This window comes from Herbaspirillum aquaticum (assembly GCF_002213425.1).
GTDB classification, from domain to species: domain Bacteria; phylum Pseudomonadota; class Gammaproteobacteria; order Burkholderiales; family Burkholderiaceae_D; genus Herbaspirillum; species Herbaspirillum aquaticum.
In genome coordinates this window covers 91,855-118,790 of sequence record NZ_NJGV01000021.1, presented here as the reverse complement: position 1 = coordinate 118,790, position 26,936 = coordinate 91,855, and the positions used below count along the sequence as shown (strand labels likewise).

Sequence of the window (26,936 nt, the reverse complement as noted above, 5' to 3'; positions counted from 1 at the left end):
GCACACGTGGTTGGTGTGCGGGCCATGATAGTCTTGAGCCGTCATTGACCGGCGCACCCTTGCCTTGGCAGGGTGCGCCGTTTTTTTCATTGGGGTTTCGGCAGCGGTATCGATGGCAGCATCAGGCGATCGAGCAAGCCTGCGGCGCAGCTGGCGCGCGTGCAGTCGTTGAGGCTGGCGACCAGGTGTGCGGCCACCAGCACCAGGAAGATGGTGCTCACGGCGATCCTGCCCCAGGGGATGCGGCGCGGTTGATCCTGCCTTTCTTCGCTTTGCAGCAGCAGCAGGGTGGCCGGATATTCGGCGCTCTTGACGCCCAGCAGGGCCGCGATGGTCAGGATCGCCGCCAGTGCAAACAGGGCTGACCAGGTATGCAGGTGCATGCCCTGCAACAGCGGCCCCGTGGGCGACTGGCCGGCCAGGGCTTCCAGCGAGATCTGGCGCAGGGCCAGCAGCCCGGTCAGCAGCGCCCCGACCAGTGCCACGCCATAGTGCGCGCTCTTGATGCCGAAGCGCAGGTTGCGCATGAAGCCGATGCCGGTCAGGATGACCCCGGTACATTGCAGCTGGCGTAGCGGGTTGGGCGGCAGCGGCAGCACCACCTGGAGGTACAGCAGCAGGCCCAGGCAGCCGCTGATGGCCAGCAGGCACAGGCAATTGAGGAAAAGCCCGCCGGGCAGGACGGGTTCACGCGGGGTGAAGACGACGGAACGGTCCATGACACGCTGCCATCACAGGAGGAAACCCAGGGAGCCCTGGGGTGTCTGGCTGAACCACCACAAGGTGACGATGGTGCATGCCAACCATAGCTTGTTGCTTATTGATTTCCAGCCGAGCGCAATCCCGAGAACGGTCAGGAAGGCCAGCAGTAGCGGAAGATAGAGAAACATGAGGTGACCCGGAGTTGATCCCGATTCATATCCGGGAATTTGTTTATGTGCTTTGATGCCAATCGTAGCCGAATGCCCGCGCAAATCTCGCGCTAAAACCTCGAATAAAATCGAGATTTACCAAGAATATTCAAAACCGACCCGGCTTCATTGGAGCCCATCAACAGAGGAGACACAGATGCAAGCATCAGCAAGCGGCAGCCAGCCCGGCCAACAGGAGGTGCGCCGGGTGGCGGTGGTGGGCACCGGCGTGATCGGTGCCAGTTGGGCCGCCTATTTCCTGGCGCGGGGGCTGGAGGTCTCGGCCACCGACCCGATGCCGGACGCGCAAGCCAAGCTGCGTGCCGCCGTGGCGCGCCACTGGCCCAGCCTGGAGCTGCTGGGACTGGCGCCGGGCGCCTCCCCCGAGCGCCTGCGCTTTTCTGACTCGCTGGAGGAGGCGCTCGACGGTGCGGACTTCGTGCAGGAGAACGGCCCCGAGCGGGAAGACCTCAAGATCGACCTGTTCCGGCGCATGGACGCAGCCCTGCCGGCCCACGTGGTGCTGGCGTCCAGTTCATCCGGGCTGCTGATGAGCAAGGTGCAGGCCGCCTGCCGCCATCCCGGCCGGGTGGTGCTGGGCCATCCCTTCAATCCACCGCACCTGATCCCGCTGGTGGAAGTGATCGGCGGTGTACAAACCTCGCCGGAGGCAGTGCAGGCCGCGCTGGACTTCTACTCCGCCATCGGCAAGAAGGCCATCCACGTGCGCAAGGAGGTCAAGGGACACATCGCCAACCGGCTCCAGGCGGCGCTGTGGCGCGAGGCCTTCCACCTGGTCGAACAGGGCGTGGCCAGCACCGAAGACATCGATACGGCCATCGCCTACGGCCCCGGCCTGCGCTGGGCCTTGATGGGCCCCTATCTCAACCTGCACATGTCGGGCGGGGAGGGCGGCATCGGCCACATGCTGGATCACCTGGGGCCACCGATCGAAAGCTGGTGGGCCGACCTGGGGACGCCGTCCATCTCCGATGCGCTCAAGGCGCAGATTCGTTCGGGGGTGCAGGAGCAGATGAGCGGGAAGACATCTGCCGACATCGCAGCCGAGCGTGACCAGTTGCTGGTGCAGTTGCTGGCGGCCAAGGGCAAGACCAGGTTCATTCCATGAAAACTAAGTTTTTGGAATTTGTTCTCTAAGGCAGCTCTCCAAAAAAACTTAGAAAAATGAAAGGCTGTCCTTTTCAGGAAAATCAGCATTCGGACTGGGTAGCGTCTTCGCGCCGACCCTGGCAGGCCTCCCCAGTCCGAACGATTTTCCGGCCCGTCTGTACGGCTTGCGGCCTTATTTGCGCTTGCGCCGGCTCGGCGCCATGTCGCGCATGAGGGCAATGAAGCGTTGCGCTCCCAGTCCCAGGGGCCGGTCCTTGTTCCACACCACATCCACCCACATGCGCTGCTGGTTGCTGATGTTGTCGAAGTCGATGACCACCAGCGTGCCGGCTTCGATCTGCGCCTGTACCAGGCTGTGCGGCAGGTAGGCCCAGCCCAGTCCCTCGCGCACCAGCGACAGCGTGGCCAGGTGGTTGTCGGTGCGCCAGAGGTGGCGCGCCAGGAAGAAGCGCGGGTCCGAGATGCTGGCATCGCGGCTGGCTACGGCGATCTGGCGGATGTCGTACAGGTCCTCATAGCGCAGCTTGCGCTTCTTGCGCAGCCGCGCCGGATGGTCGGGGGCGATCACCGCCACCATCATCTCGCTGCTGAATTCCTGGAAGGCCTCGCGGTCATTGCCGGCGTGGCGCTCGAAGACCAGCGCCAGCTGCGCCGTATCGTCATAGAGCATGCGCATGGCGTCGGCCTGGGGCGAGGACAGCACCTCCACCTCCAGCGAGGGGAACTCCTGGGCCAGCACCGCCAGCGGCTTGGCCCAGGGTACCGATAGCAGTTCCGGCGCCACCGCCAGCGTGAGCTTGCGTTCCAGCCCCTGGTGCATGGCCAGGGCATGGGCGTCGAGCTGGCGCAGGGTGCTGGCCAGCAGGCGCGCGTCCGGCTCCAGCGCGCGCGCCAGCTCGGTGGGGCGGGCGTCGCGTGCGGTGCGGTCGAACAGCACCAGGTCGAGTTCGGCTTCCAGCTGGCTGATGGTCATGCTGACCGAAGAGGGCACACGGCCCAGCTGGCGCGCAGCCGCAGAGAATGAACCGCTGTCGAGCACGGCCAGGAACACCCGGACGTTGTCACTTGAGAAAGCCATTGCCGTTCCTTATGCAATGCGGTCGGTTGACCTGTCAGTAAAACTGAAAGAAGCCGACTTCATTCATCAAAAACTTCATCATAGAATGCTTTCCATCGCGCGGCCAGCACTGGCCCGTCGCAGTCTTCAGGAGCACATCATGCAAGGATTCAAACGCAAGCTGGTCTATGCCTGCCTCTTCGAGGGGCTGGCCATCATTTTCACCACCGTCGGGCTGAGCGTCTTCGCGGGGCACGACAGTGGCCATGCGTCGGCGGCCGCCGTGGCCTCGTCGACCATTGCCTTCGTGTGGAATTTCATCTTCAACGGTCTCTTCGAACGCTGGGAAGCGCGCCAGCCGCGCCGTGGCCGCAATTTCGCACGCCGTGCCGCCCACGCCTTGGGCTTCGAGGGTGGCCTGGTCGTGATGCTGGTGCCGCTGTTCGCCTGGTGGCTGGGCATCAGCCTGTGGGAGGCGCTGGTGCTGGACTTCGGGCTGATCGTCTTCTTCATGATCTATACATACCTGTTCAACCTCGGCTTTGATCGCATCTTCGGCCTGCCCAGCTCGGCCATGCCGGTCAGCAGCCAGGCGGCCCAGGCGCGCTGAGCGCCGTCGCCTGCAATGTGGCTGGCTGCAACGCTGGCCACAACTTGTTCCCGTCGATGATGAGGATGCTATAGAATAGTTCGCTACTCAACCCAGCGGACGATCATGCCATGTACATTCCCGCGCATTTCGCCGATCAGGATATTGCCAGCCTGCATCAGTTGATCACTGAACATCCCTTCGGTGTGCTGGTCTCGCACACGGCCGGCGGGCTCGATGCCAACCACCTTCCCTGCCATCTCGATCCCGCCCGGGGTGCGCTGGGCACGCTGCACCTGCACGTGGCGCGCGCCAATCCGCTGTGGCGCGAGCTGGCCGATGGCGATTCAGTGCTGGTGGTGTTTTCGGCGGGCGACGCCTACGTCTCGCCGAGCTGGTATCCCAGCAAGCACGAGGCGCATCGCCAGGTGCCGACCTGGAACTACAGCGTGGCGCATGCCCATGGCCGCGTCACCATCCACGATGACGAGCGCTACCTGCGCGGCGTGGTGGCACGCCTGACCCGCACCCACGAGGCCGGCGAGGCCAAGCCATGGAAGATGTCCGACGCCCCGGCCGATTTCACCGACACCCTGCTCAAGGCCATCGTCGGCATCGAGATCGAGATCACGCGCCTGGAGGGCAAGCGCAAGCTGAGCCAGAACAAGGACGTGCGCGATATCGAAGGCGCCGGCCGGACCCTGGTCGAGCGCGGCCATGAAGAGATCGGCCAGGCCATGCTGGCCGAGGCTGCCCGCAAGCAATCATGAGCCCGGACGACGAGGGTGCGCTGTTCCTGCCCGCAAGGATGCGCGGCTGTGTACAATCCGGCCAGAGGGCTGCCGCACACCCTTTCCGGACTTGCCGATTTGATCGAGGTCACCCATGAATGCCGTGTCCGCTCCCGCCATGCTTGCCGTGCGCAGTGATTCGCTGGGCTGCTCGGCCACCACGCTCAAGCAGAGCCAGGAACTGCAGGGCAGCCAGTTCAGCTTCTATCGCAAGCGGGTCGAGAGCCGCGAGGTCTCGCAAGTCTATACACCGGCCTCTGACCGGGGCTTCCTGGTGGGCATCTCGATGGCCCAGCATCATCGCCGCAGCATCTTCCGCGGGCGCCAGGGCGCGCAGTTCGGTTTCGGACGCGGCGCCGTCTATACCCGCGATTTTTCCGAAGACTACCGGGCCGACCTGCAAGGGCCCTTCGATTTCCTGCTGGTGGAACTGCCACTGTCGTGGTTTGCCACGGTCAACGATGACCTGCGCGTCCGCAAGGTCAGCGGCCTTGCCACCGTCACCGGCCAGGATGATCCGGTGCTGGCGCATCTGGCGGCCGCCCTGGCCCCGGCACTGGCGCTGCCGGATACCGACAGCCAGCTCTTCGTCGACCAGCTCGGCCTGGCCATGGGCACCCACCTGCTCAAACGCTATGGCGGTGCCGGCCTGCCGTCGCCGGTCAATGTGCGCCTGTCGCGCGTGCATGAGGAGCGCGCCAAGCAGATGCTGTTGCTGAAGGGCCAGGACCAGCTGTCCCTCCCGGAAATCGCCCGTGAATGCAACATGTCGGCCAGTTATTTCCTGCGGGCATTCAAGGCCACGACCGGCCACACCCCCCACCAGTGGCTAATGACCCAGCGCGTGGAGATGGCACGCGAATACCTGCGCCATACCACGCTGTCGCTGGCCGAGATTGCCGTAGCCTGCAATTTCTACGACCAGAGTCACTTCAGCCGCGTGTTCTCCCAGATCGTGGGCAGTACGCCGGGTGCCTGGCGCCGCCGGCTGCGCTGACCGGCGGCTTCAGGGCACGCGCGGCAGGTCGAAGCTGAACACGCTGCCCTGCGGCACGGCGGCGGCCACACGCAATCTTCCACGATGGGTCTCGATGATGGAGCGGCAGATCGCCAGGCCCATGCCCATGCCGTTTTCCTTGGTGGTGTAGAAGGCGTCGAAGATGCGCGGCATGGCCTCGGCACAGATGCCCTCGCCGCTATCGCGTACCTGCACTTCCACCCGCTCCTCGTTGCAGCAGCTGGCGCTGATGGCGAGCGTGCGGGCATTTTCGGGGACCGCCGCCATGGCATCGATGGCATTGACCACCAGGTTCAGCAGTACCTGCTGCAATTGCACCGTATCGCCCAGCACGTGGACGTCGGCGGGTCCAAGGGATAGCGCGAGGGTCACTTCGCGCTGCTCCAGCTCGCTGCGCGAGAGCATGAGGGTATGGCGGATCAGCGCGTGCAGGTTCAGGCGCTCGAACTGGGGTGAGCGATTGCGGGTGAGATTTTGCAAGCTGCTGATGATGCCGCCGGCGCGCTGGCCTTCGCTGATGATGTCGCGCAGGCTGGCGCGTGCATGCTCCAGATCGGGCTGGGGCCGGTTCAGCCAGCGCAGGCTGGCCCCGGCATTGGAAACGATGGACATCAGCGGCTGGTTGATCTCGTGGGCGATCGACGCCGTCAGCTGGCCGACCGTATTGGCGCGTGCCACGCGCTCCATGTCCACCTGGGCCGCACGGATCGCATACTCGGCCTGGCGCCGTACGGTGATGTCGGTGGCCGTGCCCATGTATTCGGTGAAGGTGCCATCCATCCATACCGGTTTGCCGATCCCGGAAAGGTAACGCACCTCGCCCGTATCCTGGCGGCAGATGCGGTGTTCCACGCGAATGGTGCCGCCCATGGCGACGGCGGCATTGACGGTCTCGATGACTTCCTGGCGGTCATCAGGATGCATGATGGCCGCGAATTCGTCATAGGTGATGCACTTGCGTCCTGGCGGCAGGCCATAGATGCGGCACAGCTCGTCGGAGCAGAACATCAGGTCTTCGCGCACCAGGTAGCGCATGCTGCCGGTATGGTTGAAGCGCTCGCCTTGCTTGAGCAGTTCCTGGCTGGTGCGCAGTTCGCGTTCGGCCACCAGCAATTGTTCCTTTTCCAGTAGTGCCCGGGCGTGCTCGGTGGCATTGGAGAGGGCCACTGCGGCGTGGGCGGCCAGATGCTGCACCCGCCGCAGCATGGCCGCGCCGGGCGCATCGTCGTAATACAGCAGCAACTCGCCCAGCGCCTGGCCGCGGTGGTTCAGCACCAGGGTCAGCTTGGCACCCTGCAGGTCGGCGGGCTGGGCGATGCAGTAGCGCTGGCTGTTGCAGACGTGCAAACCATCGTAGCGCGCTTCGGCCTGGATCAGTGCCAGGCCCGCCTCATGGCGCAGCAGCAGGCAGCGCCGCGCAGCCCCGAGGCGGCACATTGCGCGGGTGATGGCGGGTTGCAGCAGGATGGGGTCAAGCAGCGCCGACAAGTCGCACAAGGTGTGCAGCAGGGCGTCGTCGTCATCGGAAGGACGCGGATCGGACGGCAAGCGGGTCTCCAGGCAAGGATGGCGGGGTCAAGGCCGCATTGTGCCGCATTGGCGCGCCGGATGTGCGTTACGGTGGGCCGTAGAGCAGGGTGGCCGTCAGCAGCACCAGCAGGGTATCGGCATCGACCGGCTTGGCCAGCAGCGCCAGGCCCATGTCGGTGGCGCGCTGGCGCTGCAGCGCCGCGGCCTGCGCCGAGATGAACAGTACCGGCAGGTCGGGGCGCAGGAGACGCAATTGCTCGGCCAGTTCGAAGCCGTTCATCCCTGGCAGGTTCAGGTCCACGATGGCGCAAGCCGCCACCGGCAGGCAGGTGCTGGTGAGGAAATCTTCGCCGCAGTCGAAACTGCAATGGCGGTACCCGGCCGAATCCAGCAGGTTGCACAAGGCAGCGCGGACCCCGAGATCGTCATCGATCACTGCGATGGTGCGTTGGGATGGTGGCGTGTTTTCCTCTTCGCTCATCATCGTCTGCCAGGTGGTTTATTGGCCGTCCGGCGGCGGCGTGCCGGTGATCTTGGGCATGCACTCGCGGTGGAACCATGATGCGCTCAGCGGTTCACCGGCCAGCTTGCGGCGCACGATGGGCACCAGTTGCTCGCCGATCAACATGCCCAGCAGGCCCAACAGGGCGATGATGGGTGGTGCCGGTGATTGCACGTGCAGGGCAGCGTAGATCAGGCCGGCCAGCAGGCCCATCAGGAGGGAAATCAGGTAGGGTTTCATGCGTGCTCCAGCATCAGTGGCCCAAGAGGGGGCCCAGGCCGTTGACCATGCGCTCGGCCAGCACCATGCCCAACAGGCCGATCAAGGCAATGCCCGGAGGCGCGGGGGAGCGCACCTTGAAGAGCGCATAGACGACACCGATCAGGATGCCGGCGCCCAGGGAAATCAGATAAGCGGACATGGCCCGGCTCCTCGTGAAGATGGGACAACGCCGCGCCCGGCCGATGCATGGCGGGAGCGCGGCGGTGTCAAAGACCGGGATGGCTTACTTGGCCGGCACCGGTGCCAGGGTCTTCTGGTTGCCGTGCGGACGCTGCTCGGCCTTGTGCACCATGGTGTAGGCGTAGTCCACGCCCATGCCGTAGGCACCCGAGTGTTCGCGCACGATGTCCATGACGGCGTTGTAGGTTTCCTTGCGGGCCCAGTCACGCTGCCATTCCAGCATCACCTGCTGCCAGGTCACGGGGATGACGCCGGCCTGGATCATGCGCTGCATGGCGTAGTCGTGGGCTTCCTTGGAGGTGCCGCCGGAGGCGTCGGCCACCATGTAGATCTCGTAGTCGCCTTCGGCCATGGCGCACAGGGCGAAGCTGTTGTTGCAGACTTCGGTCCACAGGCCAGCCACGACCACCTTCTTCTTGCCGTTGGCCTTGAGGGCGTCGCGCACCTTCTGGTCATCCCAGGAGTTCATCGAGGTGCGTTCCAGGATGTCGTGATCGGGGAAGACCGACAGCAGTTCCGGATAGGTGTAGCCGGAGAAGCCCTGGGTTTCCACGGTGGTGATGATGGTCGGGATGTTGAACACCTTGGCCGACTTGGCCAGGGCGACGACGTTGTTCTTGAGGACCTGGCGGTCGATCGACTGCACGCCAAAGGCCATTTGCGGCTGGTGATCGATGATGATGAGCTGGGAGTTGGTCGGGGTCAGCACGTCGAGTTTGGTATTGGTGGTCATGATGATTCCATAGGTGGAGTGTATGTGGGAGTGTCAGCCGCTGCGATGGCCGGGGAGAGACGGTGCGCAGCGGCACGGCAGGGGAGTGAGGCTGCCGGAAGCGATCATAGGCAAGCGGGCAGGGCGTTGCCATTATCTGTTCGTATAGCTAGACGCTGGCAGCGCGTTTTTGCACACTGCCATCACCAACAAAAGCACCAACAAAAGCACCAACAAAAGCGCATGAGATGGGTTCCGGTTCGCCTTGGCGACGCCACACCATGCGCAATCCGCCCTCTTCATCGTTCTAGCCCATGCCCGGAGCCTCCATGACCACCGCAGCCAGCGTGACCCCTGACCTGATTTTGTTGAACGGCAAGTTCCACACCGTCGACAAGCAAAACCCCATCGCCGAGGCCGTCGCCATCGGCGGCGGCAAATTCATTGAAGTCGGCAGCGCCGCCGACGTGATGCGTTTGAAGCAAGCCACCACCCAGGTCATCGACCTGGGCGGACGCACCGTTATCCCCGGCCTGAATGACTCCCACCTGCACCTCATCCGTGGTGGCCTGAACTACAACCTGGAGCTGCGCTGGGAAGGCGTGCCTTCCCTGGCCGATGCACTGCGCATGTTGAAGGACCAGGCGGCCCGTACCCCGCATCCGCAATGGGTGCGCGTGGTGGGCGGCTGGACCGAATTCCAGTTCGCCGAAAAGCGCATGCCTACCCTGGAAGAATTGAACGCGGCCGCCCCCGATACCCCGGTCTTCGTGCTGCACCTGTATGACCGTGCGCTGCTCAATCGCGCCGCGCTGCGGGCGGTGGGCTATACCAAGGACACGCCCAATCCGCCGGGTGGCGAGATCGTGCGCGACGCCTCGGGCAATCCGACCGGCATGCTGATCGCCCGCCCCAATGCCATGATCCTGTATGCCACCCTGGCCAAGGGCCCGACCCTGCCGCAGGAATACCAGGTCAACTCGACCCGCCAGTTCATGCGCGAGTTGAACCGCCTGGGCGTGACCAGCGCCATCGATGCCGGCGGCGGTTTCCAGAACTACCCGGACGACTACCAGATCATCAACAAGCTCGCCGCCGACGGACAACTGACCATCCGCATCGCCTACAACCTGTTCACCCAGAGCAAGGGGGCCGAACTGGCCGACTTCCAGAAGTGGACCGGGATGGTCAAGCCCGGTGACGGGGACGACTTCCTGCGCCATAACGGCGCCGGTGAAATGCTGGTGTTCTCGGCAGCCGACTTCGAGGATTTCCTGGAGCCGCGCCCTGACCTGGCCGAGGGCATGGAAGACGAACTGGAGCGCGTGGTGCGCCACCTGGTCTCGAACCGCTGGCCGTTCCGCCTGCACGCCACCTATGACGAATCGATCTCGCGCATGCTGGACGTGTTCGAGAAGGTCAACCGCGACATCCCCTTCGATGGCCTGCACTGGATGTTCGACCACGCCGAGACCATCACGGTGCGCAACATCGAGCGCGTCAAGGCGCTGGGCGGCGGCATTGCCATCCAGCATCGCATGGCCTTCCAGGGCGAATACTTCATCGACCGCTACGGTGCCGAGGCGGCCGAATACACCCCGCCGGTGGCCAAGATGCTGGAGATGGGCGTGCCGGTCGGTGCCGGCACCGATGCCACCCGCGTGGCCAGCTACAACCCCTGGACTGCACTGTACTGGCTGGTCTCGGGCCGCACCGTGGGCGGCACCAAGCTGTATGGCACGGCCGGCCGGCTGCCGCGCGAGACCGCGCTGGAACTGTGGACCGCAGGCAGCGCCTGGTTCTCCAGCGAACAGGCCGAGAAGGGCCGCATCCAGGCAGGCCAGCTGGCCGACCTGGCGGTGCTGTCGGCGGACTTCTTCAGCGTGCATGAAGACGACATCAAGGCCATCGAATCGGTCATGACCGTGGTCGATGGCAAGGTGGTCTATGGTGCCGGACCGTTCTCCTCGCATGGTCCGGGTGAGATCCCGGTCTTGCCCGAATGGTCTCCGGTGGCCAAGGTGCCGGGACACTATCGCGCCGTCGCCAAGACTGCTGCCGCCCGCCAGAAGAAGACCGCGCTGCCGCATGCCTGCGCGGGTTCGTGCGGCGTGCATGGTCACTCCCATGACGTGGCGCGCAAGTCCAGCGTTCCGGTCTCCAACTTCGCCGGCTTCTGGGGCGCGTTGGGTTGCAGCTGCTTCGCGTTCTGATCGGGGGCGACCATGCAAGCGCACCATCCCGCTCGCCGGACCGGTTTCCCGGTCCCGCCCCTGGACCTGGGTTTGCTGTTCCTGCGGGTAGCGGGCAGCTTCATGCTGTTCTACGTGCATGGCTTGCCCAAGCTCATGCATTACGCGCATGAGCTGACCGTCATCGAGGATCCCTTTGGCCTCGGCCCGACGGTATCGCTCTGGTCCGCCATCCTGGCCGAAGCGGTGTGCCCGGTGTTGATCGCCCTGGGCCTGTTCACCCGCCTGGCCTGCCTGCCCATCATCGGCGTGCTGCTGGTGGCCATGCTGGCGGTGCATCCCGGCTGGAGCATCGCCGAGGGCCAGTTCGGCTGGCTGCTGCTGGTGATCTTCACGGCCATCGCGCTGTGCGGGCCCGGCCAGTGGCGACTGGGCAATGCCCCGGCTCAGCAGTAGGAATTCGGGCGCTTTACTGCGGTCTCTTTCCCTGCCTCATCTTTATCAAGCCGCCCTGCCATCTGCGGGGCGGCGGCTGTCCCCTGTACTGCCTCTCCACACCATCTCACAAGGAGTTACACCATGAGCACCATCACTACCCGCGACGGCACCGAAATCTATTACAAGGACTGGGGCAGCGGCCAACCGGTCGTCTTCGGCCACGGCTGGCCGCTGGACGGTGACATGTGGGAATACCAGATGAACTTCCTGGCCGAGCGCGGCTATCGCGTCATCGCCTACGATCGCCGTGGCTTCGGCCGTTCCAGCCAGCCCTGGAGCGGTTACAACTACGACACCTTCGCCGATGACCTGGCCGAGCTGATGGACAAGCTGGACCTGCAAGGTGCGACCCTGGTCGGCTTCTCCATGGGCGGCGGCGACGTGGCCCGCTACATCGGCCGCCATGGCACCAAGCGCGTGGCCAAGGCCGCGCTGCTGGGCGCGGTGACCCCGATCTTCGGCCAGGCGCCGGACTTCCCGCAGGGCGTGCCGGCCGAAGTCTTTGCCGGCATCAATGAGGGCCTGCTCAAGGACCGCGCGCAATTCATCAGCGATTTCGCCGCCGTCTTCTTCGGCACCAATCGTCCGGGCAAGGCCAATGCGGTCAGCGCCGGCGTGCTCGCGCAGACCTTCAACATCGCCATGCTGGCTTCGCTCAAGGGCACGCTGGATTGCGTGACCGCCTTCTCCGGCACCGACTTCCGTGAAGACATCAAGAAATTCAACTTCCCGACCCTGGTGATCCACGGTGACGACGACCAGATCGTCCCCTTCCAGACCACCGGCAAGCTGGTGGCCGAGATGGTGCCGGGCGCGCAGCTGAAGATCTATGGCGGCGCTCCGCACGCCCTGTGCGCCACCCACAAGGACCAGATCAATGAAGACCTGCTGGCCTTCCTGAAGGGGTGAACACCATGAGCCTGGACGCAACCCAACGCCAGCAGCTGGAAAAGCGCCGGCTGGCGCCGCTGGCCACGCCCGGTGCGCTCTCGGAGCTGGCCACGCAGGAAATCGGTGGCGCCCTGACCATGCTGCTGGCGGACATCTTCGCGCTGTACCTGAAGACGAAGAATTTCCACTGGCACATGTCGGGACCGCATTTCCGTGACTACCACCTGCTGCTGGACGACCAGTCCGGGCAGATCATCGCCATCACCGATGCTGTGGCCGAGCGGGTCCGCAAGATTGGCGCGACCACCTTGCGTTCCACCGGTCATGTCGGCCGACTGCAGCGGCTGGCCGACAACGATGCCGACTTCGTCACGCCCTCCGACATGCTGGCCGAACTGCGCGAGGACAACCTGCGCCTGGTCGGTTTCATGATGGCCACCCATGCGCTGTGCGATGAGCACGGCGACGTGGCCACCGCCAGCCTGCTGGAGAACTGGATCGATGAGGCCGAGCAACGTGCCTGGTTCCTGTTCGAGTCGGGGCGGACCTCGATGTAAGTGGCCAGCGTTGAAGCTGGTGGCGGAAGGCAGAGCTTGACGGCTCTGCCTTTTTTGCGTTTTCCTTCACCCCGTTGCCGATGGGCCGGCCGGCTGCCGGCCAGCGAAGCGGGTCGCCATATTTCCGTTCATTTCCATCCTTTTTTTGCTGGATCCACCCCTTGCCGTCTCCTTTCATGAAGCGCCTCCGCCTGCAGGACGACATCATGCTGGCCCGTGCAGCCCAGCCGGTTGCGCCAGCGCAGCCGCCGGTGCTCGACATCCCGGGCGATGAGGCCTTTTCGGTCATCGTGCAGTTGCAGGATTTTCGCCACCACAAGCTCTGGCGCGGCCAGCAGCTGGTACATGCGGGCGGCCACCGCGTGGGCGACATGGCCATCACCGACCTGCGCGAGCAGTGGCGCTGCCAGCATCTCTCGTCCTACGACAACGTGCGCCTGCAGTTGCCGCGCGCCACCATCGAACAGTGGAGTGAGGAGGGCGGGCGCCGCATCAGCGCCTTGCAGCCGCGGCAGGCGGTACGTGATCCGGTGGTCTGGCACCTGGTGCAGGCGATGTTGCCCATGCTGGGGCAGGCCGCCAACGATGGCGACACGGTCTTTGTCGACACCGTCACGCTGGCCCTGGACACGCACCTGGCGCAGCACTACGGCGGCCAGCCCGCGCCGCGCAGCAGCGGCCGCCTGGCCGGATGGCAGCAGGCGCGGGTGCGCGACTACATGCTGGCGCACCTGGGACAGCGCCTGACGCTGGCCGAGCTGGCGGCGCAATGCGGCTTGTCGCGGGCGCATTTCTCGCGCGCCTTCAAGCTCAGCTTCGGCCTGCCGCCGCACGCCTGGCTGCAGCGCCAGCGCATTGCCCTGGCCTGCCGCCTGCTGCGCGAGAGCGGCAAGGGCATGTCAGTCATCGCGCTGGAATGCGGCTTTTCGGACCAGAGTCATTTCAGCCGGGTGTTCAAGCAGGTGATGGGGGTGGGGCCGATGAGGTGGGTGAGGGCGCAAGGGTAGGGCCTGTTCACATTCAATCGCACTCGCAGATTGAATGTGAACAGGCCCTAGGGCCATGCCAGGCTCATTCACCCAGGATGGAAACATGGCTACGATCATCCGGCGTCAACAATGGCGCGATGATCTGCTCCGCATAGATCCTGTCTCCCGTGCCGGTCACGATGACCAGATGGACATCGGGATGCGACTGATTTGTCTTGGTCTCCCCTCGTATCGCCTTCATCGTTCGCGCTAGCGCAGAGCGCTGCTTGATGCCGGATGTGCGGACGACGTCTTTCCATTCGGTCCAGATTCGCTCGATACCTTCGGCGTGCTCTTCATACCTCACCTCGATGCCGCATAGTCCGTCACCGTGGCTTACCAGAAGGTCTGCATGCCCTGCCGATCGGGAAGGTGTCACGTGGAAAAATTCACTGCCGGAACGCTGCAGCATTTGCGCAACAAGCCCCTCGGCAAATTGGTGTGCGATTTGATGACGACGGGAACGTGGCATGGCGACTCCTCAGATGAGCTGTGTCAGGGACGGATTGTTGCGAAGCGCCCAGACGCGGCAGACCTCGTTGTAGATGGCGATCTTGACTGCATCTTCGGCCAGGTCATGCAGTGGAGCAAGACTTGCGATCCCCTTTGATTGGCGCGCGGCTATCCCCTTTACATAGATCTTTTCCCGCCGTGCGCTACTGCGATCAACGAGGCCCACGAAGAAAGGTGTCTTCATGGCGTGCGCACGTGCTACTGCTGCCGCACTGAAACGCATGGCATAGGCGCCGGTGATGTCGGGAGGCTTGAGCGTAGTTTTGACCTGGAGGAAAAAGAAGGGCGCGAGACGGCGTGCAGTCGCATCCAGCAGATACACGACATAGTCATAGGTCGGTTCCTTTCCGCCGAAATGAAGCGCCTCGAACAGGCAGCCGCCTTCTCCGGGCAGGAAGCCGCGAGGAAGGCAAGCCGATGCAATGACCGGACGCATGAGTTCAATGCCGCACAGGTATTCACCGCTCGCGCCAATGATGTTCTTGAGATTGCCCATCGTGGTTGTGCGGGCGGTGCTGGAGACCGCCCGGGCTGCTATCAGAGCCGCACAGGTTACTGATGGGAAGATGCGATGTGTTCAGGAGCGCGGCAAAAGCGGGTCAGTTTCGAAGGCCTTCGAAGGCAATCGCCTCCCGGCATGCGTGCCCATACGGTCTGCCTGGGTCTGGTACAGGCGGCTACCGGCCAGCCCTTCAGAATGCCGGCTCACCGCTGCCGCGCCGAATGAATCTGCAAGCGCTCGGCCGCCCGCACCAGGTCGGCCAGGGTCTTGGTCTGCATCTTGTCCATCACGCGGCGCTTGTGGACCTTGACGGTGATTTCGCTGATGCCCAGCTCGGTGGCGATCTGCTTGTTGAGCAGGCCGCCGATGGCCAGTTCCAGGACTTCGCGCTCACGTGGGGTCAGCGTTTCCAGGCGCGAGGCATTGGCCGCATGCTCCACCCGCAGGTGCAACTGGCGGCTGGCCAGCGCCAGGGCCTCCCGTACCGCACCCAGCAGACGCTCCTCCTCGACAGGCTTGGTCAGGAATTCATGGGCGCCGGCTTTCATCGCCTGTACCGTGGCGGGAATGGTGCCGTAGCCGGAAATGAAGATGATCGGAATCGCATCGCCACGGTGCTCCAGCCGCCGCACAACCTCGAAGCCGTCCGAACCCGGCATCTTCATGTCCAGCAGCAGGCAGCAGGGCTCGCCGGGCAGGGCTTCCTGCAGGAATTCTTCGGCCGAGGCGAAGCCCCGCGCCTTCATGCCGGCCGAGGCCAAGAGTCTCAACAGGGCGGTCCTGACCATCCCGTCGTCGTCGACGACGTATACGGTGCTTTCCATATTGAAATCCGTCTGCCAGTTGAGAAAATGCTTGCACCAGCAGGGCCGTTCATGGCGAACTCCGCACGCTCCGGAAAGCGCGGGCACCCTTGGCCTTGCAGTGCTGCCATGATCTGCATTCAGCCCGGCTTTGGATTGTACAAATGTGCTGTTTTTTGTAAAAAATGCCTTTGTTGCATACATCAAGGGCTTCTCGTTGCTGATCCGGCAATGATTTGGCGCGTTTCGCAAGCGCTGTCTTATCCACAGGGATAATGGGCGCACGGCCGCTGCGGTGCTAAGGTCACAGGCCCGCCCCTCTGAAGCGATACACCTCATGAATGCCGCACAACGCAACCGCCTCCAGTCCTCGGGACTGGCTTTTCTCGCCGCCTATGTCGATACGCTGGGCTTCATCGCCCTGTTTGGCCTGTTCACGGCACACGTGACGGGCAACTTCATCCTCATCGGCGCGGCCCTGGCCGATAGCGGGCAGATGTCCATCCTCCTGAAATTCCTGGCCTTCCCGGCCTTCATCCTCGGTGTGGCGGTGGCGCGCGTCTTCATCGCTTCCATCCAGCGCCGCAATGGCCGGGCACTGGGCTGGTCGCTGCTGCTGCAGTTGGTTTTGCTGATCGGATTCATGCTCTGCGGCATCGCCGCCACCCCGGTGCAGTCGCCCACGGCGGGCTGGGTGATGGCTTCCGGCCTGCTGGGTACCGCCTCCATGGGCGTACACAGCGCCATCAGCCGCCTGCTGCTGGCGCACCTGGCACCGACCTCGCTGATGACGGGCAACGTCACGCAAGTGGTGATCGACGTGGTGGACATGCTGCGCGGCGCGGCCGATGCCGGTACCACCGAGCGCTGCATCAAGTTCGTGTGGCCGGTACTCTCCTTCGGCATCGGTGCCATCGCCGCCGCGTTCGCCTATCACCTGGTCGGCTTCGCCGGGCTGATCGTGCCGGTGCTGATCCTGGTGGCGATGGTGGTGTGGGAATGGCGCCAGCCCCTGCCGGCCAAGGCAGCCCCGTGAACAAGTCGCGCCTGGAAGCCTTCAGCGATGGCGTCATCGCCATTGCCATCACCATCATGGTGCTGGGCTTGCAGACACCGCAGGGCTCCAGCCTGGCCGACCTGGCCCCGCTCATGCCGCCGCTGCTGAGCTATGTATTGAGCTTCGTCTACATCGGCATCTACTGGGTCAACCACCATCACCTGCTGCAGCTGGCCACGCAGGTCGACCGGCGCGTGCTGTGGGCCAACCTGCACCTGCTGTTCTGGCTGTCGCTGCTGCCCTTCGTGACTTCGTGGGTGGCCAACCATCATCGCCAGAGCGCACCCGTGGCCTGCTACGGCGTGGTGCTGCTGATGTGTTCGATAGCTTTCCTGCTGTTGAAACGCGCGCTGCGCCACAGCGAGGCGGCGCATCCTTCGCTGGCCGCTTTGCTGGGTCATGGCCGCAAGAATGCGCTCTCCATCCTGCTCTATGCGGTGGCCATTCCGCTGTCACTGGCCACCCCGCTGGGGGCCACCGCCATCTACGTGTTGCTGGCCCTGCTGTGGTTCCTGCCGGACCATCACTTCGAGGCGGCCCGCCCGCGCTGAGGGCGCGGACTTATCCGCCTATCTTGTCCCACAGCGCCTGGCCGTTGAAGTCGCGGATCACCGCGTGGGCACCGGCGGCGCGCAAGCGCGCCTCATCCAGTCCACCCAGCATGCCGAAGGTCCAGACCTGCGCACTGCTGGCGGCTTTCACCCCTGAACTCGAATCCTCGAAGGCCACCGCCTGGCCAGGTGTACCGCCCAGCAGTTGCAGCGCGGTCAGGTAGGGCAGGGGATCGGGTTTGGCGCGTTCCAGTTCATCGCCGATGACCAGCGTATCGAAGCGGCCGGCCAGGCCGGTGGCCTTCAACATCAGCTCGGCATTGGCGCGCGGGGCATTGGTGACGACTGCCGAACGGCCGCCGATGCGGGCGATATGGTCAAGCAGGCGTTCGATGCCGGGCGTGGGCGCGACCTGCTGGTCCAGTTGCGAGCGGAACAGCTGTTCCTTTTCTTCGGCCAGCGGCTGGTACTCCGAGGGCGGCATGCCGGGGAACAGGTGGTTGAAGATCATGGCGTTGGAGGCACCCATGATGTGGGTCTTGTAGTACTCCACATCGACCGAACGGTTCCAGCGCGACAGGATGGTGTTGAAGGCCGCGTGATGCAGGGCATCGCTGTCCATGAGCGTGCCGTCGAGGTCGAACAGGAAATGGGTGATCGGGGTGTTGACCATGGGATTCCGTAGCAGGGTGGAATAGCGCCGACTGGCGCGGTTGAGTGAGGCGCTCATTCTATAAGACCCGGGGGGCCGCTGCTGTGCAGTTTCCGGTCCGCCTTTCTGCAACTTGTTCGTTACGCGTTTCTGCACGGATTTCTGCCCGCGGTTCTGACTGCTTTCCTGCACGCCGACTCGCACTGCTCCTGCTCTCCTACGCCACCTGCCGAACTCCGCCGATGGCGCGGCCGCTGGTGCGCGCCTACAGTCTGTGCGTGGCAATGCCCCCAGCCCTGCGCACGTCGCAGAGATCAATCCATCAAGAATCGCGAGGAGACTCATGACCACCTCAACCATCCACCCCCTTCCACCGGCCAGCATCGAGGCCGTCAACAACAACGGCTCCGGCGTCTCGTGGGGCGCCATCCTGGCCGGCGCCTTCGCGGCGGCGGCCTTGTCCTTCATCCTGGTGATGCTGGGCTTTGGCCTGGGCTTCTCGTCGATCTCGCCGTGGTCCGGCGAAGGCATTTCGGCCAAGGCCATCGGTTATTCCACGGCCGGCTGGCTGCTCTTCACCCAGATCGCAGCCTCGGCCATCGGTGGTTTCCTGGCCGGCCGCCTGCGCGTGAAATGGGCTGGCCTGCATACCCGTGAAGTCTATTTCCGCGATACCGCACATGGTCTGCTGGCCTGGGCCGTGGCCTCGCTGGCCACCGCCGCCCTGCTGGGCTCGGCCGTGGGCAGCGTGATCTCGGGCGGGGCCAAGACTCTGGGTGCCGCCGGTGGCGTACTGGGTACCGGCGCTGCAGCGACGGCTGCGGCCATGGGCCCTGAGGGTGCGCAACAGGCCGGCAACCTGGCTGACCGTGCTTCGGGTTATTTCATCGATTCCATGTTCCGCACTGGCACCAACACCACCGGCAACAGCAGCGCCGCACCCGCCGCCCCGGTGACCCCGGCCGCTGGCAGCGATGCAGCCGCTCCCGTGGCGCCGCTTGCAGCACCGACTCCCGCCGATGGCCGTGAGCTGACCTCGGCCCAGCGCATGGAAGTGGTCCGCGTCTTCGGTTATTCGCTGGCCAACCAGCAGCTGGCCGACAACGACAAGCGCTACCTGGGCCAGCTGGTAGCACGCCACACGGGCCTGTCGCAAGCCGATGCCGAGAAGCGTGTGGCCGACACCTTCGCCGCCTACCAGCGCAATCTGGAGCAGGCCGCCACCAAGGCCAAGGAAGCCGCTGATGCTGCCCGCAAGGCTGCAGCCTATGCCTCGCTGTGGATGTTCCTGGCGCTGTTGTGCGGTGCCTTCGTGGCCAGCCTGCTGGCTACCTACGGCGGCCGCCTGCGTGACCGCAACGAACTCTACGGCGAACCGGTCCTGCATCACGAGCTCCACGCTCACCGTGTCGCCGAACCGGAACTGCGCTGAAGCGGCGCAACCGGCCACACATCCGCATCCCAACTTTCATAGGAGACTGACATGGGCGCCATTCTGCTCTGGCTCTTGGGGATTCCCATCCCCATCATCCTGCTGCTGATCCTGCTGTTCTGAGGGCTTCGGTGAAGGAAATGACAAAGGGCGGCCGGAGGGCCGCCCTTTGTCATGGGTTGGAAGGAGAAGGCTCAGGACGGGTGAAGCATCTGTCAAATGGCGACACCCGCCACGGGTCCGCTTACAGGCCGAAGATGCTGGCCGTATTGAGGTTGTTGTACACCACGTTCTGCAACATCAGGGTATAGGTCAGCGTACCCGGTCCGGCGCCATCCAGATCGATCACCAGGCGCGTGTCGTTCGGATTGGCACCGGCCGAGGCCCTGACGAAACTGGACAGGTTGGCCTGGGTGAGGGTCTGGTTGAAGACCTCCACCTTGTCCACCCCCACCGTGAAGTCGCTCACGGTCGCCGCCAGGTTCTCGGTGCGGCCGTAGGAACCGACGATGATCTTGTCCTGACCGGCGCCCGTCTGCACGAAGGTAGCCGTGCTGGAGCGGGTCGAACCGAGTGCGATCTCATCGTTGCCGTTGCCCCCCAGGATATCCCCGCTCGATTGCGCGGCCCAGTACCAGCCCAGCTTGAGTCCCTGCACGACGGCGCTCTGGCCGAGCGCTGCACCGCCCGAGCGTGAGGCCATGACGGTGAGGTCACGGTACAGGCCCGGTGCCAGCGCCCCGGCCGGCAGGGTGATGGAGAAGTCGCCTGCAGCGGCCTCGCCGAAGGCCAGCACCTTGCCGCCCATTTCGATGGTCACCACGTAGCGGTCGCTGGCGCTTCCGCCACCCACCTTGCCGGAGATCACCGGACCGCTCGCTGCATGCCCGGAGGCTTGCGTGGTATCGAGATCGTTGACGACCGCATAGCCGTTGTCCGACCCATTGAGCGCCTGGCTTGCGGCCGGGGCCTGCTTGCTGCCGCGTACCGACAGCTCGGTGAGCGTGACCGGGTTGGGGCGGCGCTTTTACTGCCAGGTTGCCGTTGATGAGGTCGTCCTGGTCCAGGACCTGCGTGCCACCGGCCGCAGGGGCCTGCCACGGCGCAGCGCCCGGCGTGGTGTTGCGGATCAGGATGGTCGGTTCGAGGATGCCCACGTGGTTCTGCAGCAGATAGTCGGTCACGTTGCTGCCGTCGGGCAGCTTCTGCAAGGAATCCAGCAGGGTGCGCGCCTGCTGGCGCTGCTCGGCGCTCCGGGTGACGTCGTTGGCGAGTGCGTTGAGCCGTTCGTTGAAGAGATCGGCCTGGGTGACCGGATCGCTCCAGCGCAGCCGGGTCGCCAGGGCGTCGGTGAACTGCAGGCTGTCGGCCAGCTTCTGGATGGCCGCGCCCTGATCGGCATAGCGGGTCTGGTCGGTTTGCTGGAGATTGGCGATGGCCTTCAAGGCGGCGCCGTAGTTGCGGGCGGTCACGCTGGCGTTGCTGGCGAAGTCCGGGTTGACCACGGCCGCGCCCTGCGCATCGGTGATGCTGGTGGTGATCAGCGCGCCGGAGGTGACATTGACCTTGAACAGGGCGCTCACTGCCGCGTTGGCGGCGGCCACGATGGGCGCGCCGATCTGGCTGGCGGCCAGGTTGGTCTGGCCCGATGCCAGGCCGGCCTTGAGCACCGCCAGTTCGGTCAGCGCCGTGACGTTGATGGTCTGGTTGCTGCCATCGGCCAGCACCACCGAGCGCAGCACGGTTTTGCCGAGGTCAGCCACGCGCAGCGTGGCTTCGTCGGCGAAGTTGTCGGCCACGCCGGGCGTGTTGTCGCGCACGGCCAGCAGGATCAGGCCCTTGTAGTCGGACTGATCCAGCACCAGCGAATAGCGGCCATTGACGATCTGCACCGGCTTGCCGATCACGTTGCCCTGGCTGTCGTAGGCGGTGATGGTGGCATTGTTGAGCGGGCCCAGGGCCGTCGCACCGGAGAGCGTGGCGGGCGGCTTGGTGGGTGTGGCAGCGTTGGCGGTGCTGCCACTGCCACTGCCACTGCCACCGCCGCCACCGCCACCGCCTCCACCACCGGCAGCTGCGGCCAGCAGGCCCAGGCCGCCGGCCACCAGCGGCCAGGAGACCCCGCCGCTGCCGGCCTGGCCTGCCTTGTCGTTACCCGAATCGTTCAGCGAGGACGATGTGAGGTCGGATTTCTGGATCATCCCGCCGATGTCGGCCGGCTGCTTGAGGGCGCCCTCATCGGCCAGCGCGGCTGCCGGCTTGCCGTCCTCGATCTCCGGCCTGGCGTCGGCTTGCTCCTCGCTGTTGTCTTTGCTGGCGTCCTTGGCCTTGACCACGCGCTTGATGCCATAGCGCTTGATCTCCTTGGAGGTGACGGTAACGGCGGCATCGGGCGGGACTTCGATGTGGTTCAGTTTCTCGAAGACCTCGCCCAGGATCACGTCGCCATCGGCGAATTCCAGGACCAGCTGCGGCGAGTTAACCGCCGCCACGGCGCCCCGGCTGATGATGATCTTGTGGCCGTTCTCCAGGACCAGTGCCAGGTCCAGGTCGATGGCGCGCACGTCCTTGATGTCGCGCCGGTTGATGGTGCGCAGCAGGGTGCTGGCTTCGGTCAGGTTCAATACGGTAATGCTCATGTTGGCTGTTCTGTCGTTGAAGACATGCCTGATCGCGTCATCGGGCATGCATGTTGATCACGACTACGCCGGCCGCAGGACGGCAGAGGCCACGCTACCGCCCGGTGGGCAGGCATGACGATCATTGCGGCCGGGACAGGACTGTCCGGACCAAGGGTCTGCTCTCGGATCAGTGGGGCGAAGCCTGTCCCGGTGGAGGGAGCTGAAGTAGTTTTTTGCAGCGGCCGGCCAGCCTTGTCTCATGTTCTTGTGAGCTGACCGCGAACGCTGCGCATGACCTGTACTTCCGCCACGGCGTAGATTAACGGCGGAAATTATCCGTGGCGAGTCGTCGCCGGACTCTCGAAGAAATTCGATTTATTTGGCCTAGAAGCATATGTTTTGGGCGCTTCCAAAAGTGCGCCGAACCATGCCTGCAACCCGTCAAAACAAGATGACGAGCGATCAGAAATACTGGCCTTGGGGGCAGGGCGGGGCGCATCGGGGGGCGGTGCGAAAACCGGAGGGCGGGAGGGAGGAATCAGGCGCTGCGAACTGGAAATCGCGGGATGGAAACGGCATCGTGAGAAAGCGGAAAGAGCCCGACGGGCTCCTTCCCTTGCATGGCAGGATCAATCTTCCTCGACCCAGTCCACCACGGCCCCTAGCGAGCGCAGGTTTTCCACGAACTTGGGATGGGCGCGGCGGATCGGCAGGGCATTGCGGATCTCCGAACGTCCTTCGATGCTGGCGGCGACCATGAACAGCGCAATGGCCACGCGGATGATGTAGGGGCTTTCCACCGAGGCCGGCGACAGCGGCAGGCCGCCGAAGGTGATCAGGCGATGCGGATCGCCCAGGAACACGTGGGCACCGAACTTGGACAATTCGCTGCTCCAGCCCATGGCACCGTCGTAGATCTTGTTCCAGAACATGGTGTTGCCCTCGGCCTTGACGCCCAAGGCGATGAAGATGGGCAGCAGGTCCACCGGCAGATAGGGCCAGGGCGCGGCTTCGACCTTGGTGAGGATGTTGCTGGTGAAGGGTTTGACCACCTTCAGCGGCCCGTTCTGGCGCGTGTGCGACCAGCCGTTTTCATGCACCACTTCCACGCCGAACTTGGCGAAGGTGCGGTCGATCAGCGGGAACTGCTGCGGCGCGCTGTTGCGCACGCGGACCTGGCCGCCGGTGATGGCGCCCATGGCGAGGAAGGTGGCGATCTCGTGGAAATCCTCGTCGAAGCGGAATTCACCGCCGCCCAGCTGCTGGCCGCCGCGCACGGTCACGCGCGAGGTACCCAGGCCGTCGATCTGTACGCCCATCATCACCATGAAGCGGCAGAATTCCTGCACGTGCGGTTCGGAGGCGGCATTGGTGAGCACCGACTCGCCCTCGGCGGCAGCGGCGCACAGCACGAAGTTTTCGGTGGTCGTGACCGAGGCATAGTCCAGCCAGTGATCATTGGCCTGCATGCGGCCTGCGGTGCGGATGATGAGCGAATCGGGGCTGCTCTCGACCCGGGCACCGAAGCGCTGGAAGACTTCGACGTGGGGATCGATCTCGCGCACGCCCAGCGTGCAGCCCTTGACGTCGTTCTCCAGCCGTGCCACGCCGAAGCGGGCCAGCAGCGGCGGCACCAGCATGATGGAGGAGCGCATCTCCTCCGGCAGGTGGTGCACTTTGGGATCGAAATGGGTGTCGCGGTGGTGCAGTTCCAGCACGCCGCTGGCATAGTCCACCTTCACCTCGCTGCCCAGTACGCGGAAGATCTCCAGGATCTTCTTGACGTCGGTGATTTCGGGGATGCCGATCAAGCGCAACGGCTGGTCGGTCAGCAGGGTGGCACAGAGGATGGGGAGGACGGCATTCTTGTTGGCGGAGGGGATGATGTCGCCGCGCAGCGGGCGGCCACCGTGTACGATGAGATTGGACATGAAGAAAATCGTTGATTCAGTCAGACGGAGTGCGCCGGAAACAGTCTGCCCCGGCCGGGAATGGACAGATTATGCGCCGCCCGGTTGCAGCCAGGGAAGCAAATTGTGCCCCGTTGCAGCGGCCTCTTCGGGACTTGTCGTCTTGTCATCTTCTTCTCTTGTGGCCATGCACAGGTGAAGCTTGCTGCATTGAAAGCCAAGTTTCCGTATCATGGCCGCTCTTGGATGATCGCACTGACAAGGTTTTCGACGATGTTTCGCACGCAGCAGCTCCGTTCCGGTAATGATTTACGCTTTTCCCTGCTGATCCTGCCTGGCCTGCGCCGCGCCGGCATGGTGGTCCGCCTCCTGATGTGCAGCGTCTTGCTGCTGGCGCTCACGGCGCTCTCGGGCAAGGTGAGCGAGGCCCACGCCGCCGGCTCCACGGCCGGCAAGCACCGGGCCGCCAGCAGCGGCGCCAAGGGCCGCAACCGCAGCGTACGCAAGAAGGCCGCCGCGCCGGCCAAGCCGCGCGCCCCTGCACGCGGGCGTCGGCGTGGCCGCGCAGCGGCCGCTGCCGTAGCGGCCACAGGCGCTGCGGCTGCCACCGCCGCCGTGGCCAGCCCGGCCCCGGCCATCACCACCAACACCAAGCCCGAGCTGCTGCCGCGCTGCGGCTTCACCGAGGCCTCGCGCCGCCACATCTTCTCGCGCGGGGTGTACGTGCTCGATGAAGAAACCAATACGCCGCTCTTCGAGCGCAATGCCGATACGGTCGCGCCCATCGCCTCGGTGACCAAGCTGATGACGGCCATCGTCTGGTTGGACCAGAAGTCGCTGCCCATGGCCAATCGACTGGAAGTGACCGAGGACGACCTGGACAACCTCAAATTCACCCACTCGCGCTTGAGCGTAGGGGCCAGCCTGTCGCGTGCCGACATGCTGCACATCGCCCTGATGTCTTCCGAGAACCGCGCTGCCGCCGCCATGAGCCGCGACTATCCGGGTGGCCGTCCGGCCTTCATCGCCGCCATGAATGCACGCGCCCAGGCGCTGGGCATGCCCCATACCCATTTCGAGAACGGCACCGGACTCTCGCCCGAGAATGTCTCGACCCCGCGCGAGCTGGCCGAACTGGTCAAGGCTGCCAACCGCTACCAGCTCATCCGCAATGATTCGCTGGACAAGCAGAAGATCATCAACATCGGTCGCGGACAGTTGCAATACATCAATTCCAATCGCCTCATCCGCTACGGCCAGGTCAATGCCACGGTGCAGAAGACCGGCTTCATCAACGAGTCCGGCCACAACATGGTGCTGCGCCTGCTGGTGCATGACCGCCGCCCGGTGATCGTCACCATGCTGGGCAGCGGCACGGCCGATGGCTCGCGCCTGGATGGCGTGCGCATCGCCAAGTGGCTCAACTGCTCGCTGAACTGAACTGCCACGCGGCCGGCGCCATCTCGGCCGGCGCTTGCGACAGCCGCACCCGGTTGCGGCCTTCGCGCTTGGCCTGGTAGAGCGCCTGGTCGGCGGCCTTGACCACTTCCTCGATGCTGCGGTGGATGCCACGTTCCAGGCATGCCACGCCGATGCTGATGGTGAGCCGGCCGAAGGGGCTGCGTTCATGCGGGATCTTCTGTGCCTGCAGCGCTGCGATGATCAGTTTGGCCACATGCACGGCGCCCTCGGCATCGGCTTCATCGAGCAGCACCACGAACTCTTCCCCGCCATAACGTCCGGCCCGGTCGCAGTGCCGCGAGACCGCAGCCTTGATGCAGCGGGACACCGCCACCAGCGCATAGTCGCCCGCCTTGTGACCGTAGGTATCGTTGTAGAGCTTGAAGAAGTCCACATCCGCAAACAGCACTGCAAAGCGCGCCGATTCGTTGCGCTGGCATTTATGCCAGGCCTCCTGCAAGGCGTCGTCCAGTGCGCGGCGATTGAGCAGGCTGGTCAGCTTGTCGGTGCGGGCCTGCTCTTCCAGCTGCTGGTCCAGTTTGCTGCGGCGGAAGAATTCTTCGCGCAGGCGGCTGATGAGGTAGGCGGCCGCCGTGCTGAAGAGCGCCATCAGGAACACCACCGCATAGAACATGCGCATCCATTCACGGAACAGCGCCTCCTTGGTGTGGCCGATGAAGACCACCCAGCGCGTCTGCGGTACGCGCACGTAGGTGTAGAGACGCTGCACGCCATCCTGCCGGGAACGCGTGAAATAGCTGCCTTCGGCCGGTGCGCTGGCCGCCAGCAGGTGTTGGAGTTGGGGGGCGTTTTCCACCCGGGAGCCGATGAAAGCCTCGTCATAAGGCAGGCGCATGTAGGCTACCCCGTCCACCGAGTAGAGCGACATGACCGCATTCTTTTCCAGCGACATGGCCTCGAACAGCTGCCGGAAATAATCCAGGTAGAGCACCATGAAGACCACCCCGCCGAAACTGCCATCGACATGCACCAGGCGCTTGGAGAGCACGATCACCTGGGCCCGCCGTTCCAGCCGCACCGCCTGCGGGGGCGAGATGTAGAGCGCGTCGCGCGTGTCCTGTCGCGGCACGTCGAAGAAATCGCGTCCGGAAAAATTGCCCGGCATGATCTCCTCCAGCACGGGCGAGCCGACCACGCGCTGGCCATCGGCATCGATGATGCCTTGGGCGACGATGTAGCCGGCCTCGATCTTTTCGCCGAGCAGGAAATCCAGCTGCTGCTGGGGCGGCATGCGATGCAGTTGCGTATGGCGATAGCGCCACGCCAGGCTGTCCAGCGCCAGCGAGAGCAGCTCCATGTTGCGCGAGATCGAGCGCTGCGCGATACGCGCCACGTTGAGGGTGTGATTGATCGAAATGTGTTCTACCTGCTTGTAGCTCTGGTAGAGCACCACACTGGTGATGACCCCTGCCATCAGCGTCAGTGAGCCGACCAGCAGGGTCATGTTGCGTTTGAGGCGTTTGATTTTTTGTCTCCCCGTACCTTGTCATGACAAAGCGTTCCCTGGCGCAATATCGCACCGTGAAAACCGCTTGGCAATGAAA

29 protein-coding genes are annotated in these 26,936 nt (G+C 64.4%); 13 read left to right on the top strand and 16 right to left on the bottom strand.

Features of this window, described 5'->3' with window-relative positions:
• Nucleotides 1–86: 86 nt before the first annotated feature.
• Nucleotides 87–719 (bottom strand): hypothetical protein, encoded by a 633-nt coding sequence (locus tag CEJ45_RS19120; RefSeq protein WP_088756615.1) that lies wholly within the window; start codon nucleotides 717–719, stop codon nucleotides 87–89.
• A 12-nt stretch (nucleotides 720–731) separates the two neighbouring features.
• Complete coding sequence (locus tag CEJ45_RS24970; RefSeq protein ID WP_167386317.1) at nucleotides 732–890, bottom strand: hypothetical protein; 159 nt, start codon at nucleotides 888–890, stop codon at nucleotides 732–734.
• A gap of 178 nt (nucleotides 891–1,068) precedes the next feature.
• On the opposite strand from CEJ45_RS24970, the gene CEJ45_RS19115 reads away from it, so the two are divergent.
• Nucleotides 1,069–2,040 (top strand): 3-hydroxyacyl-CoA dehydrogenase NAD-binding domain-containing protein, encoded by a 972-nt coding sequence (locus CEJ45_RS19115; protein ID WP_088756614.1) that lies wholly within the window; start codon nucleotides 1,069–1,071, stop codon nucleotides 2,038–2,040.
• 174 nt (nucleotides 2,041–2,214) lie between these two features.
• Here the strand turns inward: CEJ45_RS19115 and CEJ45_RS19110 are convergent, their stop codons facing one another.
• Nucleotides 2,215–3,120 (bottom strand): LysR family transcriptional regulator, encoded by a 906-nt coding sequence (locus CEJ45_RS19110; RefSeq protein ID WP_088756613.1) that lies wholly within the window; start codon nucleotides 3,118–3,120, stop codon nucleotides 2,215–2,217.
• 139 nt (nucleotides 3,121–3,259) lie between these two features.
• Here CEJ45_RS19110 and CEJ45_RS19105 point away from each other — a divergent pair, with 139 nt between their 5' ends.
• The 3 genes from CEJ45_RS19105 (at nucleotide 3,260) to CEJ45_RS19095 (ending at nucleotide 5,476) form a co-directional block, all read left to right on the top strand.
• On the top strand, nucleotides 3,260–3,709 hold the full coding sequence (locus tag CEJ45_RS19105; RefSeq protein ID WP_088756612.1) for a PACE efflux transporter: 450 nt from the start codon (nucleotides 3,260–3,262) through the stop codon (nucleotides 3,707–3,709).
• A gap of 110 nt (nucleotides 3,710–3,819) precedes the next feature.
• Complete coding sequence (locus tag CEJ45_RS19100; RefSeq protein WP_088756611.1) at nucleotides 3,820–4,458, top strand: FMN-binding negative transcriptional regulator; 639 nt, start codon at nucleotides 3,820–3,822, stop codon at nucleotides 4,456–4,458.
• A gap of 115 nt (nucleotides 4,459–4,573) precedes the next feature.
• Nucleotides 4,574–5,476 (top strand): helix-turn-helix domain-containing protein, encoded by a 903-nt coding sequence (locus tag CEJ45_RS19095; protein ID WP_088756610.1) that lies wholly within the window; start codon nucleotides 4,574–4,576, stop codon nucleotides 5,474–5,476.
• Nucleotides 5,477–5,485: 9 nt separating this feature from the next.
• Here the strand turns inward: CEJ45_RS19095 and CEJ45_RS19090 are convergent, their stop codons facing one another.
• From CEJ45_RS19090 to CEJ45_RS19070, 5 genes are all read right to left on the bottom strand, one after another.
• On the bottom strand, nucleotides 5,486–7,045 hold the full coding sequence (locus CEJ45_RS19090) for a sensor histidine kinase (protein ID WP_088756609.1): 1,560 nt from the start codon (nucleotides 7,043–7,045) through the stop codon (nucleotides 5,486–5,488).
• A 67-nt stretch (nucleotides 7,046–7,112) separates the two neighbouring features.
• On the bottom strand, nucleotides 7,113–7,508 hold the full coding sequence (locus CEJ45_RS19085; RefSeq protein ID WP_241517382.1) for a response regulator transcription factor: 396 nt from the start codon (nucleotides 7,506–7,508) through the stop codon (nucleotides 7,113–7,115).
• Between the two features lie 18 nt (nucleotides 7,509–7,526).
• Nucleotides 7,527–7,769, bottom strand: a complete 243-nt coding sequence (locus tag CEJ45_RS19080) for a DUF1427 family protein (protein ID WP_088756607.1) — start codon at nucleotides 7,767–7,769, stop codon at nucleotides 7,527–7,529.
• 13 nt (nucleotides 7,770–7,782) lie between these two features.
• Entirely contained in the window at nucleotides 7,783–7,950 is a 168-nt protein-coding gene (locus tag CEJ45_RS19075) for a DUF1427 family protein (protein WP_088756606.1), read from the bottom strand.
• An 84-nt stretch (nucleotides 7,951–8,034) separates the two neighbouring features.
• Nucleotides 8,035–8,724 carry a hydrolase gene (locus CEJ45_RS19070; protein WP_088756605.1) on the bottom strand — a complete coding sequence of 230 codons (690 nt, stop codon included), beginning with the start codon at nucleotides 8,722–8,724 and terminating at the stop codon, nucleotides 8,035–8,037.
• A 308-nt stretch (nucleotides 8,725–9,032) separates the two neighbouring features.
• Here CEJ45_RS19070 and CEJ45_RS19065 point away from each other — a divergent pair, with 308 nt between their 5' ends.
• The 5 genes from CEJ45_RS19065 (at nucleotide 9,033) to CEJ45_RS19045 (ending at nucleotide 13,848) form a co-directional block, all read left to right on the top strand.
• Nucleotides 9,033–10,916 (top strand): amidohydrolase, encoded by a 1,884-nt coding sequence (locus tag CEJ45_RS19065; RefSeq protein WP_088756604.1) that lies wholly within the window; start codon nucleotides 9,033–9,035, stop codon nucleotides 10,914–10,916.
• Between the two features lie 12 nt (nucleotides 10,917–10,928).
• The gene (locus CEJ45_RS19060; RefSeq protein ID WP_088756603.1) at nucleotides 10,929–11,351 is read left to right on the top strand and encodes a DoxX family protein; all 423 of its coding nucleotides are present in this window, start codon (nucleotides 10,929–10,931) and stop codon (nucleotides 11,349–11,351) included.
• A 123-nt stretch (nucleotides 11,352–11,474) separates the two neighbouring features.
• Entirely contained in the window at nucleotides 11,475–12,302 is an 828-nt protein-coding gene (locus CEJ45_RS19055; protein WP_088756602.1) for an alpha/beta fold hydrolase, read from the top strand.
• Nucleotides 12,303–12,307: 5 nt separating this feature from the next.
• Nucleotides 12,308–12,841: a Dps family protein gene (locus CEJ45_RS19050; RefSeq protein ID WP_088756631.1), complete on the top strand. Its 534-nt coding sequence runs from the start codon at nucleotides 12,308–12,310 to the stop codon at nucleotides 12,839–12,841.
• Between the two features lie 176 nt (nucleotides 12,842–13,017).
• Nucleotides 13,018–13,848 (top strand): AraC family transcriptional regulator, encoded by an 831-nt coding sequence (locus CEJ45_RS19045; RefSeq protein WP_088756601.1) that lies wholly within the window; start codon nucleotides 13,018–13,020, stop codon nucleotides 13,846–13,848.
• Nucleotides 13,849–13,912: 64 nt separating this feature from the next.
• Here CEJ45_RS19045 and CEJ45_RS19040 read toward each other — a convergent pair whose 3' ends face one another.
• The 3 genes from CEJ45_RS19040 to CEJ45_RS25305 all read right to left on the bottom strand — a co-directional run bounded on the left by CEJ45_RS19040 (nucleotide 13,913) and on the right by CEJ45_RS25305 (nucleotide 15,708).
• Entirely contained in the window at nucleotides 13,913–14,341 is a 429-nt protein-coding gene (locus CEJ45_RS19040) for a hypothetical protein (RefSeq protein ID WP_088756600.1), read from the bottom strand.
• Nucleotides 14,342–14,350: 9 nt separating this feature from the next.
• Nucleotides 14,351–14,878, bottom strand: coding sequence for a hypothetical protein (locus CEJ45_RS19035; protein WP_088756599.1), 528 nt, complete (start codon nucleotides 14,876–14,878; stop codon nucleotides 14,351–14,353).
• A 209-nt stretch (nucleotides 14,879–15,087) separates the two neighbouring features.
• Complete coding sequence (locus tag CEJ45_RS25305; RefSeq protein ID WP_088756598.1) at nucleotides 15,088–15,708, bottom strand: response regulator transcription factor; 621 nt, start codon at nucleotides 15,706–15,708, stop codon at nucleotides 15,088–15,090.
• Between the two features lie 316 nt (nucleotides 15,709–16,024).
• On the opposite strand from CEJ45_RS25305, the gene CEJ45_RS19025 reads away from it, so the two are divergent.
• Nucleotides 16,025–16,723 carry a YoaK family protein gene (locus tag CEJ45_RS19025; RefSeq protein WP_088756597.1) on the top strand — a complete coding sequence of 233 codons (699 nt, stop codon included), beginning with the start codon at nucleotides 16,025–16,027 and terminating at the stop codon, nucleotides 16,721–16,723.
• Nucleotides 16,720–17,295, top strand: a complete 576-nt coding sequence (locus CEJ45_RS19020) for a TMEM175 family protein (protein WP_187697713.1) — start codon at nucleotides 16,720–16,722, stop codon at nucleotides 17,293–17,295. The genes CEJ45_RS19025 and CEJ45_RS19020 overlap by 4 nt, the downstream gene beginning before the upstream one ends.
• 10 nt (nucleotides 17,296–17,305) lie before the next feature.
• On the opposite strand, the gene CEJ45_RS19015 is transcribed toward CEJ45_RS19020, so the two are convergent.
• A complete protein-coding gene (locus CEJ45_RS19015; RefSeq protein ID WP_088756595.1) occupies nucleotides 17,306–17,968 on the bottom strand; it encodes an HAD family hydrolase in 663 nt (220 codons plus the stop codon).
• A 322-nt stretch (nucleotides 17,969–18,290) separates the two neighbouring features.
• Between CEJ45_RS19015 and CEJ45_RS19010 the strand changes: the two genes are divergently transcribed.
• Nucleotides 18,291–19,379, top strand: a complete 1,089-nt coding sequence (locus tag CEJ45_RS19010) for a hypothetical protein (protein WP_088756594.1) — start codon at nucleotides 18,291–18,293, stop codon at nucleotides 19,377–19,379.
• A gap of 244 nt (nucleotides 19,380–19,623) precedes the next feature.
• Here CEJ45_RS19010 and CEJ45_RS19005 read toward each other — a convergent pair whose 3' ends face one another.
• The 3 genes from CEJ45_RS19005 to CEJ45_RS18995 all read right to left on the bottom strand — a co-directional run bounded on the left by CEJ45_RS19005 (nucleotide 19,624) and on the right by CEJ45_RS18995 (nucleotide 23,931).
• The gene (locus CEJ45_RS19005) at nucleotides 19,624–20,202 is read right to left on the bottom strand and encodes a hypothetical protein (protein WP_141107026.1); all 579 of its coding nucleotides are present in this window, start codon (nucleotides 20,200–20,202) and stop codon (nucleotides 19,624–19,626) included.
• On the bottom strand, nucleotides 20,093–22,018 hold the full coding sequence (locus CEJ45_RS19000; protein WP_187697712.1) for a hypothetical protein: 1,926 nt from the start codon (nucleotides 22,016–22,018) through the stop codon (nucleotides 20,093–20,095). Before CEJ45_RS19000 ends, CEJ45_RS19005 begins: the two co-directional genes overlap by 110 nt.
• A gap of 611 nt (nucleotides 22,019–22,629) precedes the next feature.
• Nucleotides 22,630–23,931 carry a UDP-N-acetylglucosamine 1-carboxyvinyltransferase gene (locus CEJ45_RS18995; RefSeq protein ID WP_088756592.1) on the bottom strand — a complete coding sequence of 434 codons (1,302 nt, stop codon included), beginning with the start codon at nucleotides 23,929–23,931 and terminating at the stop codon, nucleotides 22,630–22,632.
• Between the two features lie 252 nt (nucleotides 23,932–24,183).
• On the opposite strand from CEJ45_RS18995, the gene CEJ45_RS18990 reads away from it, so the two are divergent.
• Nucleotides 24,184–25,350, top strand: coding sequence for a serine hydrolase (locus CEJ45_RS18990; RefSeq protein ID WP_088756591.1), 1,167 nt, complete (start codon nucleotides 24,184–24,186; stop codon nucleotides 25,348–25,350).
• On the opposite strand, the gene CEJ45_RS18985 is transcribed toward CEJ45_RS18990, so the two are convergent.
• Nucleotides 25,331–26,836 carry a sensor domain-containing diguanylate cyclase gene (locus tag CEJ45_RS18985; protein WP_088756590.1) on the bottom strand — a complete coding sequence of 502 codons (1,506 nt, stop codon included), beginning with the start codon at nucleotides 26,834–26,836 and terminating at the stop codon, nucleotides 25,331–25,333. The genes CEJ45_RS18990 and CEJ45_RS18985 overlap by 20 nt on opposite strands.
• Between the last annotated feature and the right edge of the window lie 100 nt (nucleotides 26,837–26,936).